General features: G+C 36.2%; 12 protein-coding genes and 1 pseudogene. 3 read left to right on the forward strand and 10 right to left on the reverse strand.

What is annotated here, in order from left to right; genetic code table 11:
- Positions 1-10: 10 nt before the first annotated feature.
- The 3 genes from fsa to rpiB are packed head-to-tail and all read right to left on the reverse strand — an operon-like array spanning position 11 to position 2,148.
- Positions 11-655 (reverse strand): fructose-6-phosphate aldolase, encoded by a 645-nt coding sequence (fsa, locus tag GN217_RS02630; protein WP_156854976.1) that lies wholly within the window; start codon positions 653-655, stop codon positions 11-13.
- A gap of 29 nt (positions 656-684) precedes the next feature.
- A complete protein-coding gene (gene glpX / locus GN217_RS02635; RefSeq protein WP_156854978.1) occupies positions 685-1,632 on the reverse strand; it encodes a class II fructose-bisphosphatase in 948 nt (315 codons plus the stop codon).
- A 24-nt stretch (positions 1,633-1,656) separates the two neighbouring features.
- Positions 1,657-2,148, reverse strand: coding sequence for a ribose 5-phosphate isomerase B (gene rpiB, locus GN217_RS02640; protein WP_156854980.1), 492 nt, complete (start codon positions 2,146-2,148; stop codon positions 1,657-1,659).
- 210 nt (positions 2,149-2,358) lie between these two features.
- Here rpiB and GN217_RS02645 point away from each other — a divergent pair, with 210 nt between their 5' ends.
- Positions 2,359-3,135 carry a DeoR/GlpR family DNA-binding transcription regulator gene (locus GN217_RS02645; protein ID WP_232334307.1) on the forward strand — a complete coding sequence of 259 codons (777 nt, stop codon included), beginning with the start codon at positions 2,359-2,361 and terminating at the stop codon, positions 3,133-3,135.
- Positions 3,136-3,179: 44 nt separating this feature from the next.
- On the opposite strand, the gene dhaL is transcribed toward GN217_RS02645, so the two are convergent.
- From dhaL to GN217_RS02665, 5 genes are all read right to left on the reverse strand, one after another.
- Positions 3,180-3,842: a dihydroxyacetone kinase subunit DhaL gene (dhaL, locus tag GN217_RS18650; RefSeq protein ID WP_198042565.1), complete on the reverse strand. Its 663-nt coding sequence runs from the start codon at positions 3,840-3,842 to the stop codon at positions 3,180-3,182.
- A 19-nt stretch (positions 3,843-3,861) separates the two neighbouring features.
- The gene (locus tag GN217_RS18655; protein WP_198042566.1) at positions 3,862-4,866 is read right to left on the reverse strand and encodes a dihydroxyacetone kinase subunit DhaK; all 1,005 of its coding nucleotides are present in this window, start codon (positions 4,864-4,866) and stop codon (positions 3,862-3,864) included.
- Between the two features lie 316 nt (positions 4,867-5,182).
- Positions 5,183-6,490: an MFS transporter gene (locus GN217_RS02655; RefSeq protein ID WP_156854982.1), complete on the reverse strand. Its 1,308-nt coding sequence runs from the start codon at positions 6,488-6,490 to the stop codon at positions 5,183-5,185.
- A gap of 43 nt (positions 6,491-6,533) precedes the next feature.
- Positions 6,534-7,391: a phosphogluconate dehydrogenase C-terminal domain-containing protein gene (locus GN217_RS02660; protein WP_156854984.1), complete on the reverse strand. Its 858-nt coding sequence runs from the start codon at positions 7,389-7,391 to the stop codon at positions 6,534-6,536.
- The gene (locus GN217_RS02665) at positions 7,388-8,191 is read right to left on the reverse strand and encodes a sugar phosphate isomerase/epimerase family protein (RefSeq protein WP_370459696.1); all 804 of its coding nucleotides are present in this window, start codon (positions 8,189-8,191) and stop codon (positions 7,388-7,390) included. Before GN217_RS02665 ends, GN217_RS02660 begins: the two co-directional genes overlap by 4 nt.
- A 423-nt stretch (positions 8,192-8,614) precedes the next feature.
- On the opposite strand from GN217_RS02665, the gene GN217_RS02670 reads away from it, so the two are divergent.
- Positions 8,615-9,391: a DeoR/GlpR family DNA-binding transcription regulator gene (locus GN217_RS02670; RefSeq protein ID WP_156854988.1), complete on the forward strand. Its 777-nt coding sequence runs from the start codon at positions 8,615-8,617 to the stop codon at positions 9,389-9,391.
- Positions 9,392-9,477: 86 nt separating this feature from the next.
- Here the strand turns inward: GN217_RS02670 and GN217_RS02675 are convergent, their stop codons facing one another.
- Both GN217_RS02675 and GN217_RS02680 read right to left on the reverse strand, forming a co-directional pair.
- Positions 9,478-10,254, reverse strand: coding sequence for a triose-phosphate isomerase (locus GN217_RS02675; protein ID WP_156854990.1), 777 nt, complete (start codon positions 10,252-10,254; stop codon positions 9,478-9,480).
- Between the two features lie 311 nt (positions 10,255-10,565).
- The gene (locus GN217_RS02680) at positions 10,566-10,862 is read right to left on the reverse strand and encodes a glycerate kinase (RefSeq protein ID WP_156854992.1); all 297 of its coding nucleotides are present in this window, start codon (positions 10,860-10,862) and stop codon (positions 10,566-10,568) included.
- A 166-nt stretch (positions 10,863-11,028) separates the two neighbouring features.
- On the opposite strand from GN217_RS02680, the pseudogene GN217_RS02685 reads away from it, so the two are divergent.
- A pseudogene (locus GN217_RS02685) lies at positions 11,029-11,691 on the forward strand (DDE-type integrase/transposase/recombinase); the annotation flags it as partial.

The following is an 11,691-nucleotide window of genomic DNA, read 5'->3' on the forward strand; positions in this document are numbered from 1 at the left end:
TAGCTAGTGCTTATTTTGGAACACTTTCCCAATCAGCTAAGAATTGCTCAATTCCCTTATCCGTTAATGGATGCTTCCATAATTTCGGTAATAGGGACCCGGGAATCGTCGCAATATCTGCCCCGGCTGTTGCTGCTTTTTCCAAGTGATTAATCGTCCGGATACTTGCTGTAATGATCTTCGTATTGAAATGATAATTCTGAAGCGTTGTTTTCAGGTTCTGAATCAATTCCAGTCCATCTTCACCAATATCATCGATTCTACCGACAAATGGACTAACATATGTTGCACCCGCTTTGGCCGCCATCAGTCCTTGGGATACGGAAAAAATGAGCGTAACATTCGTCTTAATACCTTCTTTAGAAAGAATATTAACCGCTTCTAATCCAGCCTCCGTCATCGGGATTTTCACAACGACGTTTGATGCCCATGTTGCGATATCACGCGCTTCACCCACCATCTCCTCCACGGTAAGTCCGATTACTTCAGCACTAACCGGGCCATCCACAAGCTCACAAATCTCTTTAATCGTTTCTTTAAAATCTCTATTCTCCTTTGCAATAATGGAAGGATTTGTTGTAACACCGTCCACTAATCCCAATCGATTAATTCGTTTAATCTCTTCAATATTTGCTGTGTCTAAATAGAAATCCATCTTAAAAAACCTCCTAAGATTTTACTGTGCTAAACGCTCGCTTTCACTGGATAAACACTTTTAACATATCTCACTTGTTTTTCTCTGCCATTTACAAGAATAGAAGAAGTGTGATGGTTGCCAGCGATTGTTTCAATACCGTCGATGATAATATTATCGGTGATTCCAGTAGCTGCAAACAGACAATCATCTGTGCGCACTAAATCATCCTGTGTTAAAACGCTTTCGAAATTGTTGATCCCCATTTCCATGCATCTAGCAATTTCTTCTTCATTGCGTGGTAAGAGTTTTGCTTGCATCTCTCCACCCATACAACGCGCGGCAACTGCTCCCAGCACTCCTTCAGGGGCACCGCCAATTCCAAGGAACATGTCGACACCTAAACTTTCAATGCAAGTGGCAATGGCATAAATGACGTCACCATCATGAAACAAACGTACTTTAGCACCTGTTTCTCGAATTCGTTCAATATATTCCTCATGTCTCGGCCGGTCTTGTATCAGAACATTCAGCTCTGTTACTTCTTTTCCAAGCGCCTTTGCGACATTTTTAATATTTTCTTCGATTGGTGCATCTAAATCAATATGCCCTTTTGCTTTTGGTCCAACTGCCATCTTCTTCATATACATATCGGGAGCGTGAAGCAATGCCCCTTTCTCAGCCGCTGCGATTACTGTAATCGCGTTTCCTTGTCCATTAACAGTTGGTGTTGTTCCTTCAATCGGATCTACTGCAATATCGACTTCGTGACTGCCACCTTTCCCAAGTTCTTCACCGATATAGAGCATCGGGGCTTCGTCGATCTCACCTTCCCCAATGACAATCTTGCTGTGCATTTTCATTTTATTCAAGGTTTCCCGCATCGCATTTGTTGCAGCCCCGTCAGCCGCGATTTTGTCGCCACTACCAACCCACGGCAAGGCGGCGACTGCAGCTGATTCAGTTACTTTTAAAAAATCCAATAATAATGATTGCATGCTTATTCTCCTCGATTCGCATGTTTAGTTAACTGCACAATTACTTCCAGCTACCGCTTCTTTAAAATTTTCCCCTACGAACTCTGCTTCTTTTTCGATAATCTTATCTACTTTTTGTTTGGAACCTTCCGCCCACGCTACGTTCAAGTAAGCTTCAACAACTTTCTTTGCAACTTCTGGTCCAATAATTTGTGATCCCATTGTTAGAATTTGTGCGTTATTACTTAATTGTGCTCTTTCTGCTGAATAAACATCATGAGCAAGTCCCGCGCGGATTCCTGGATATTTATTTGCTGCAATACATACACCAATACCAGTTCCACAAACTAAAATACCTCTTTCTGCTTTTCCTTCACTGATTGCTTCCGCTACTTGGAAAGCTACGTCTGGATAATCTACTGCATCTTCTGAGTAACATCCGAAGTCGATTACCTCGTGCTCTGTATCTGCTAAAAACCCTTTAATTGTTTCTTTTAATTGAAATGCGTTGTGGTCACTGCCGATTGCGATTTTCATTTTTTAATCCCCTTTCTTTATTCCTTTTTACTTCTCTATTTTCATCTTATCACATACTTTCGTTTACTTCAATAATATAACTGTTTATTTTCATTTGTTTTCGATAATGAGTATATACTTATTAGACAAGTAATAAATTTCAGTGGTTTGCTTTGAATTTTTTTCATGATATGATTGAATAGCATTATATACAAACACGGGGGTATATTTATGGGAAAAATGTTTGCAGAAGAACGAAGAAACATTATTCTAAACCAATTACAAAAGGACAAGAGACTTACCGTTAAAGAATTAGCGAACTCCTTGCAAGTATCGGAAGCCACTTTACGTTCAGATTTAAATATAATGGAAAATAAAGGCCTGTTAATAAGAACGCATGGTGGAGCCGTCTTAAATGAAAACTTACCTCCAAAAAGTAATTTCACCGAGCGCGCTATGAAAAATATCGATTCAAAAATTATAATTGCTAATCGAGCAATTGAGTTTATTCAATATAAAAACAGCATTCTACTAGATGCGAGTACAACTGCCTTAGAATTGGCACGTAAATTAAAAGATACCGATTTAAAACTTACTGTCGTTACAAGCGGACTCTCCACTGCAATGGAATTAAAAGAAAATCCAAATATTAATGTCATCGTTCTCGGCGGGATTGCACGGATGGGGTCTATGGGGTTAGAAGGTCTGATTGGGAGTTCCATTTTAGATAAAATACATATAGATGTTTTATTCAGTTCTGCCAGTGGATTTACAATAGTTGATGGTTTAACGGACTTTAACGTCTATGAAGTAGAATTAAAAAGACAAATGGTTCAAAAAGCTAATAAGATAGTCGCACTGATCGACCATACAAAAATTGGTACTAGTTCCATTTCCTCCTTCGCAACAACCGAGCAAATTGATGCTTTAATAACAGATAAACAGCTTTCAGAAGGTTTATTAAATGAGCTAGCTTCTCATAACATAAAAGTAATTGACCGAAAATAAAAGAGGCATTTGGAAACATGCCTCTTTTATTTTCTAAACAATTATTAGTTATCTATTTTCTCTATCCACTCTCTCATCCCTTTAAAAATCAACCATACTGAAGTAGCCCCAGCATCCTGATGGCCAATTGCTCTATCTCCGAGGGACTTAGAACGTCCAAATTTAGCAACATAATCTTTGGTATTTTCCACACCATCGGCCGCTGCTGTTTCCGCATTCTTAATCGCTTCTAAGATACTTAAGTTCTCTTCATTTATACTTTTTTTCAATGACTCAACAGCTGGCTGTAAGGCATCAATCATCGTTTTATCCCCGAGTTCTGCTTTCCCGCGTTTTTTAATTGCTGCAAGCGAATTGGAAAAAAGTTCAGCTAGTAGCTTTGTGTCTAGCTCTTTTTTCTCCTCCGCTGCTTTCACTCCTCCTACAAACATGGTTCCAAAAATAACTCCCGAGGCCCCTCCCATAGAACCGATCATGGACATACCGATTTCTTTAAAAATCTCATTAACCGTTGAGAAATCTTTCATTTCCAGATTTTCTTTAGCTTTAGAAAAGCCAACCGACATTCCTATTCCATGATCGCCGTCACCGATAGCGCTATCAATTTGGGTTAGTAAAGGCTTACTTTCTATTATTTTATCACTAACATATAAATACATATCTCTTACTTGTTCTATGGTAAGGCTATTCGCTAATTTTATCGACATGATTCTTTTCCCCCTCTATTTATTCCTTGATGTTTTTAGAATAATATGGTGAATGAGCTGGTGAATTATATAAATCTTTTAGTTCCTCATCCAATTTTAGTAATGAAATAGAAAATCCACCCATTTCTTGGGTAGTACAATAACTATTGACATCCATATCGTAAACTTTTATACCCTTTTCCTCAAGTAATTGACCTACTTTACGATTAACAATGAGTAGTTCTAACAAAGTAGTTGAACCTAATCCATTTACATAAACCGCAACTTCTTCACCAGCGTTTATTTTACATTCCTTTAATAAGGTTTCCATTAATTCTTCTGTCAATTGGTCAGAAGGCATCATTTTTGTGCGTTTTATACCTGGTTCGCCATGAATCCCCATTCCTAATTCAATTTCATCGTCTCCAAGGACAAATGCCGGCTCTTTTTCTCCTGGGATTATACCAGGACTCGTTGCTACACCAATTGAAAAGGCTTGATCTGCTGCCTTTTGTGTAACACGTGTTACTTCCTCTAATGACCAGCCTTTTTCAGATGCTGCTCCTGCAATTTTTATTACAAATACATCCCCAGCAATTCCTCGTCGATCTTCTTTCCTATCTTCAGGTGCCGAGGCAACATCGTCAGCGACCAATACAGTATTTACGTTAATATCCTCAAAATCTAGTAATTCAGCAGCCATATCAAAATTTAGAACATCTCCAGCATAATTCCCATAAACAAAAAGTACGCCTTTACCTTGATCTGCGGCTTTAGCTACTTCCTGAATAGTATTTGGAGTAGGTGCTGCAAACACGTTCCCTACTGCAACACCATCAGCAAGACCTTCTCCTACAAAGCCCATAAATAGTGGTTCATGACCACTTCCGCCGCCAGTTATAATTGCAACCTTGTCATCTATGTCTTTTCGAATAATCCCGTTTACATCTTCTACTTTAACTAAAGAATTTTTATTGGCTAACATGAAGCCCTCTACAGCTTCTGAAACTACATTTTCAGGCTTATTAATTATTTTCTTTGACATAAATTAACCCTCACTTTCAGTTTGTTATCGTTTTTAATTTATTTTGGTTCTTTTCATTTATTAGTATAACCCTAATGTATTTTCTGTCAATTTTCGTACTTTCATACGAACGTAACTGTTCAACTCTAAGGTTTAAACCTTAACTGAGAAATATACCCATAAAGGAATTATCAAAATATCGTATAGTTTCTGAGAGTAAAACATTGATTACTTAATAAAAGGGATTTCCGCTATAAATTTAACTTGGAGTTTGGTACTATTCGATTTCATCCCAATATCCCATATCACTTTTATTATGATATGGGATATATGAAAATCAGCTAGTAACTTTATCTAACTTGGATTCATCCTCGTCATCCAATTTTTTCGTATTGTCTTTCATATAGTATAAACCTATAGCTCCTAAGAATAGAACGATACCTAGAAAAATTAAACCATACTGCAGATTTCCTGTCGCATCACTAATGTATCCAACAACATAAGGACCAACGAAACCTCCGAGGTTACCTATTGAGTTAATAACCGCAATTGCCGCGGCTGCTGTAGCCCCGAAGAACATAGACGACGGTAAGGTCCAGAATAATGGAATTGCTGCTTGAATACCTGTTGCTGCTACCGCTAGTAACACTAATGCAATCCAAGGATTCCCAGTAAATGCACTTAAGACTAATGCAATGGCTCCTATTACACTAGAAATGATAGCGTATTTCTTTTGTTTTTTAACTTTTTGAGCATACGAAGCTAGTATCACAATTCCGAAAATTGCCAAAATGGATGGAATTGCAGATAAGAAACTAGTAGCTAGGTTACTTGCGCCAGACATTTGGGAAACAATTTGTGGTAACCAGATTGTAACTCCATATAATCCAACAACAATAGATAGATAAACAAAAGATTGTAAGATCAACTGTGGTATTTTAATCAATTTAAAGAAGGAGACATGCTCTTTTACAGTTGCCTCTTTGGCTAATTCATTATTTAGCCATTTTATCTCTTCTGGTTTTAGCCACTTAGCTTTAGATGGAGAGTCCGTTAAGTAAAACCAGATAATAACTCCAAGAATAACAGCTGGTATACCTTCTAAGACAAATACTAATTGCCATCCCCTAAGCCCCCATAGACCATCTAGTTCGAGAATCAAACCAGAAATTGGTGAACCTAGGGCTACCGCAATTGGTGAACCGATTTGAAAGATAGCGTTCGCTTTAGTCCGATGTCTTGCCGGATAGAATGTTGAAATATAGTAAATAACACCAGGATAAAAACCTGCTTCAGCTGCCCCTAAAAGGAAGCGTAAAACATAGAAGGAGATTGGGCCTGTTACAAACATTGTTGCCATTGTAATAATACCCCAAGTCAACATAATTCTTGCAATCCAACGTCTTGCTCCTACTCTTTCAAGAATATAGTTACTTGGAACTTCAAATATAAAGTAACTTATAAAAAAGATCCCTGAACCAAAACCAAACATTTGAGCGGTTAGCGCTAAATCTTCATTCATTTGTAGTGAAGCTATACTAATATTAGTTCGATCTAGAATTGATACAAAGAAACTAATTAATAAAATTGGCAATAATCTTCTATTGAGTTTATTTATAACTTTTTCCTCTGCTACCAAACTCATATATATCCCCCCCGTTTTACTTCAGTTGAAATTTATTAATATTTCAATGTTTAATAGGCTCTTCAAGTTTTAACATTTTACCAACAACTTCATCAAGGACTTCATCATCAAATATACGCTTCCAATCCTCTTTGATAATTGCTTCACGTCCATAATCCATCGCAATTAGGCACGCATCGGAGAATGGATTAGCACCTTCTAGTGCATTAGCTAGGGCTATCTGGATATGACCATAGAACATTGCACGCGCAGCTTCTTCCGGTACTCCTTTTTTCACCGTTTCATTAATTACATCATTGAGAAAATCACCAACCATACAAGCTACAACCTCAGCTAAAGTCGGTTCCAAGATTGCCATATCTTTAACAGTTATACGATGCAATTTTCCAACTGGACCATACATTACCTCAACGATTTTTGCAGTCACTTCATATTTTTCTTCCTCTCCAGTATGTTTAGCAATTACAACATCCTGCTCAGCAGCAATTCCTCCAAAAGTATCTGCATGTTCTTCTTCAGTTAAATATTGTCCAAATACAGAGGGATGACAAGGGTGTGCAACAACTGACGTTATATCTTCACGAGTATATAATTGTCCAGCGTACGCAGCAGCTGGATCCAGAGTAAGAACTGTCGCCCCTTCTTTCATAGCTGGAACTATCTGTTTAGAAACAGAACCAATTGCAATATCCGGTACTGCTAAGATGACTACATCACTAGTAGGAACTACCTCTTCAGATGTATAAACTTTTTGTCCTGTTTCCTCAATTTGAGCTTTCTTTTCTGAGGAGTTTTCTACTAAAGCTAAATCGTAATCATCACTTTTCAAGAGATTATTTCTTAATCTTGCCCCCATTTTTCCACCAGCACCTATAATCGTTACCTTAGTTTTGTTTGTCATTGTAACGTCCTCCTTAAATAATTAATACTCGTTTGAATCCATTCTTTTTCAAGCTTAAGCGTTTTCTCTATGTTTTCAATAAATGGTAACCAAAGTTCAATAATCGCATTGACATCACGTTTCTCTTTTTTCAACGCATCAATCATATAATTCAAGTCAAGTAACCCTTCTCCTAATGGACAGCCGGACAATGTAAAGCCTACCCAGCCATCTTTTCTTGAAAAGGTGAAATCTTTAACATGCAAATTCTTCACATAAGGTGCTGTTTGATTGATAACGTCATTTGGATGTTCTAGTGCAGCTACAGTATTACCCGGATCCAAACAAACACCTAAGTATGGATTGTTAATTCGCTTGATTATATCGACAATTTCTTTTGTAGGAACCTGTTCATAAGTTTCAATTGCTATTTTAACTTGAGCGTTTTCATATTCAGGCATAACTGTCGTTAATCTCTTGTATATCTCTTCATTTGTCGGCTTATCGTCCGCCGTATGGAACATCGTCCGTAAAACTTTAACATTTAGTATTTGTGCGATTCTCAAGTAATTATGCAAATGTTCAGGCGCTACCCCACGTGTTCCGAGTTCTAATTCAATATCTAAGTCTTTTGCTAACTCTACAATTTGCTTGAGTTCCTTTTCTGACATTTTTTCGACCTGCGGATAATCACAGATTTGGAAGACCTCTCCTCCCATTTTTTTAGTAAGTTTTAATAGTTCAGTTAAAGAGGAAGGTATCGGATTTTGCTCCGACAAATGCCAAAAAAATGCGTAAGTACTGGTACCTAACTTCATCATCTCACCCCATTTATAATTTAGTAGGTGTCTAAAAAACAAAAAGCAAATAAATTTTGATACGAAGCTTCAATCATTTATTCTATTCGTTTCTTCATAAGAATAACCGTTCACGTTTCTCATCCCCTCTATTGTTCCCGCTTACAAAAAGAATGTTATAATACTACTAAATCTATCTTTCTATTCACAAGCACACTTTTTTGAAAGCACCTTCATTTGTTTTTTATAATTGATTGTAAATTAATAGTATCATTATTTTTCGTTTTGTCAATTATATTTTTTCGTTTATTATCTTATTTGATTGGTTTTTGATGTTATTTAATTATAAACAAGACAAAATGAAATAAATTAGTGTATAAAAAATTTGTTTTACATAATAAATTGTATTATATTTAATAAAAGATAATAATAGGGTGGGAAGTAATTATGAAAATGTTTGTCAGTGAAAGAAGAGACACTATTATGGATTTATTAAAGAAAAATAAAAGAATTACAGTTAAAGGCCTTTCATCTAAAATTGGAGTATCTGAGGCAACTTTACGCACAGATCTAAATCAACTAGAACAGGACGGATTACTAACAAGAACCCACGGTGGGGCAGTACTGAATGATACAAAAGATGAAGATGTGAGCTTCTCTGTAAGAAGTAAAAAAAATAAAGATGAAAAAATGAAAATTGCTGAAGAAGCAATACATACTATTAAGAACAGACAATGTATTTTATTAGATGGAAGTTCTACTGTACTTGAACTCGCACGATATATAAGCAAGGAACCGTTAAAACTAACTGTTGTTACAAGTGGCTTACAAACAGCAATAGAACTTAAGGAAAACCCAGATATTACCGTCATTTTAATTGGTGGAGTAGCTTCAAAAGGATCGAGTGCAATTGAAGGAACCCTTGGAATTGATTTATTAGATCAAGTGAATATTGATACTATGTACACTTCTGCTAATGGGTTCACTATTGAAAACGGTCTAACTGATTTTAATTTATATGAAGTCTCCTTAAAAAGAGAGATGATAAAAAGAGCAGACAAGGTTGTTGCTCTAATAGATTCTTCAAAAATAGGTGCTATATCTAGTGCTGTATTCGCACAAACAGAAGAAATAGATATACTTATAACTGATAAATCTCTACCTGAGGAAATTATAGAAAAACCATTACTTAAGGATATTGAAGTTATCATTTCAAATAATTAACTTTTTTCAGTTAATCGCTTGTTTCAACCAAGTTTCTAAAAATAAAAATGCCTATCAGCAAATAATACTGATAGGCATTTTTATCTTCAATTATAAAGATGATTCTCTAACTTTCTTAAAATTTCTTCAAATCTTTCCGTTTCCCAAGCTGATCTTCCAATAAACAACCCATTTACATCCACAATATCTATGTATTCAATTATATTTTCATGATTTACACTTCCGCCATATAATAGCGGAATGTCTGATCCAACTTCACCAAATAACTGAATCAATTCTTCACGAAGAAATGCATGAATCTCTGCTACATACCCTGAATCTGCAGGAATTCCGTTTTCCCCAATTGCCCATACTGGCTCATAAGCAATCATTACGCTACTTGCTTCTTCCTTAGTTAAGTCCTTCAAACACACTTTTAATTGTGCCGCTAAAGTTTCTTTAGAGATATTGTTTTTCTTTTCAACTATATTTTCTCCAATACAAACTAGTGGTTTCATGTCATATCGTAAAGCTGCATGGACTTTTTTATTAATATCAGCATCATTCTCTTTGTAATACTGTCTACGTTCTGAATGACCAAGTTCAACTATTTCAATCCCGATTTCATCTAACATTCGTGGTGAGATTTCTCCTGTATATGCTCCTGAGTCTTCCCAGTGCATGTTTTGGGCCCCTATATGTATTCTTGACTGCGATGTTAACTCACTTATAGAAGTGAGTGCAGTGTAAGAAGGGATAATAAATAGTTCAATATTATTAGAAACTTTTTTGGAGATTCGAACTAATTCTTCCGTATAAGCTAATCCTTCACTAATTGTTTTTGTCATTTTCCAGTTCGTACCGACCCAGATTTTTTGATTCATAGTTTTTTCTCCAATCCTATTCGTAATATTTGCTGTAATTAACCTTATCAATTTTAATATTAAAATATGAAAATTATTTATGATAATGTAAAGCACGGCTTTTCATTGAGTTTATAGATACACTTTTGATTTGTCAATAATATTATCGTACGCTTTTGTTTTATTTCGGATTTTTATTTCGGATTGTAAAGAATGCAGTTAGTAATGCTTATGTTTATTCACATTAATATTTTAAAAAGTATTTGGGTTAGAAGGTACTTTCCAATACAGTGTTAATTATAAGGACTTAGAATTTATTAAAGAAGTTCTAACTAAAGTCCAATTCCGGAGGCTTTTGCCATTTCAATAATACATGTTTTTCCATCACCAAGTACTCCATACTCTCCCTCTACAACATTTCCAAACGGACCGTGAACGCGGACCTGTATTTTATTTCCTTTTGTAGCTGCCACTAAAGTATCGAGTGTTCCCTCACCACCATCACCTACAGGCAACAAGGTTGTATTTGCCTCAGGAAATGCACGTAAAACACCTTTTTCAATTGATTTAGCTGCCTCAATTGAACTCATACTACCTTTAAAAGAGTCCGGTGCAATTATAATTTTCATGGCTCCCCCCCTAATAAGTTTTTGGTATTGTCAAAAGTTTCTTAGTAAAAACCTGTGTTTTTGTTGTTTTTAAGCGTTTTTGCACAAAAAAACTTGCCACCCCCTTAAAAATAGGTTATTTATGAGGTAACGACTCACTCAAAATACCTAAAAAGGATGTGACAAGTTGTTACCTCAACTTATATACTATTTGCTTGAATATATCAAGTATCAAGAGAAAATTATTTTTCTTCTCCTCGGGATGATCCTTGGAAAGTCCGTTGCCAAACCCCAGTATGATGAACCTGTTGATAAGCCTTATCGTAAGTTTGAAGTGGATGACATGCCGATTATCGAAACCTTGGATAAACTAGACTATCAGGAACTGCTCAACGATTACCAGGCTGCACATGGTAAAGAGCTAAAGCCGGTTAAGCGTCGTAAAAACAGTGTGGTTACCGTACCAACGACGATGACATGCCCCAAATGTTCTGCACCCGCAGCTTATCTTTATGCCAACAACGGAGACAAAGGTCAATACCAATGTAAAGTGTGTGCGTGTCTGTTCAGTAAACAAAATCGCTACTTGAAAGAAGCTGTTCTCAAATGTCCCCATTGTTTGAAGAGCTTGGAAAAGATTAAAGAACGTAAAGATTTTTATGTCTTTAAGTGCAGAAACGATCAATGTTCCTTCTATAAAAAGAAATTGAACCAAATGACCACAGAAGAAAAGAAACGATTCAAAGAAGATCCACAGGCATTTAAAGTTCGATATATCTTTCGGGAGTTTCACTTCGATTTCAAACCGTTAGCCAAGGAAACTCCGGAGAAGCCTAAAGTAGACCTTTCG

This window comes from Oceanobacillus sp. AG (assembly GCF_009746545.1).
Classification (GTDB): domain Bacteria; phylum Bacillota; class Bacilli; order Bacillales; family Amphibacillaceae; genus Oceanobacillus; species Oceanobacillus indicireducens.

Excerpts from the sequence above, each read along its gene's own strand:
- fsa (WP_156854976.1), bottom strand. The coding sequence starts at position 655 with ATGGATTTCTATTTAGACACAGCAAATATTGAAGAGATTAAACGAATT.
- glpX (WP_156854978.1), bottom strand. The coding sequence starts at position 1,632 with ATGCAATCATTATTATTGGATTTTTTAAAAGTAACTGAATCAGCTGCA.
- rpiB (WP_156854980.1), bottom strand. The coding sequence starts at position 2,148 with ATGAAAATCGCAATCGGCAGTGACCACAACGCATTTCAATTAAAAGAA.
- GN217_RS02645 (WP_232334307.1), top strand. The coding sequence starts at position 2,359 with ATGGGAAAAATGTTTGCAGAAGAACGAAGAAACATTATTCTAAACCAA.
- dhaL (WP_198042565.1), bottom strand. The coding sequence starts at position 3,842 with ATGTCGATAAAATTAGCGAATAGCCTTACCATAGAACAAGTAAGAGAT.
- GN217_RS18655 (WP_198042566.1), bottom strand. The coding sequence starts at position 4,866 with ATGTCAAAGAAAATAATTAATAAGCCTGAAAATGTAGTTTCAGAAGCT.
- GN217_RS02655 (WP_156854982.1), bottom strand. The coding sequence starts at position 6,490 with ATGAGTTTGGTAGCAGAGGAAAAAGTTATAAATAAACTCAATAGAAGA.
- GN217_RS02660 (WP_156854984.1), bottom strand. The coding sequence starts at position 7,391 with ATGACAAACAAAACTAAGGTAACGATTATAGGTGCTGGTGGAAAAATG.
- GN217_RS02665 (WP_370459696.1), bottom strand. The coding sequence starts at position 8,191 with ATGATGAAGTTAGGTACCAGTACTTACGCATTTTTTTGGCATTTGTCG.
- GN217_RS02670 (WP_156854988.1), top strand. The coding sequence starts at position 8,615 with ATGAAAATGTTTGTCAGTGAAAGAAGAGACACTATTATGGATTTATTA.
- GN217_RS02675 (WP_156854990.1), bottom strand. The coding sequence starts at position 10,254 with ATGAATCAAAAAATCTGGGTCGGTACGAACTGGAAAATGACAAAAACA.
- GN217_RS02680 (WP_156854992.1), bottom strand. The coding sequence starts at position 10,862 with ATGAAAATTATAATTGCACCGGACTCTTTTAAAGGTAGTATGAGTTCA.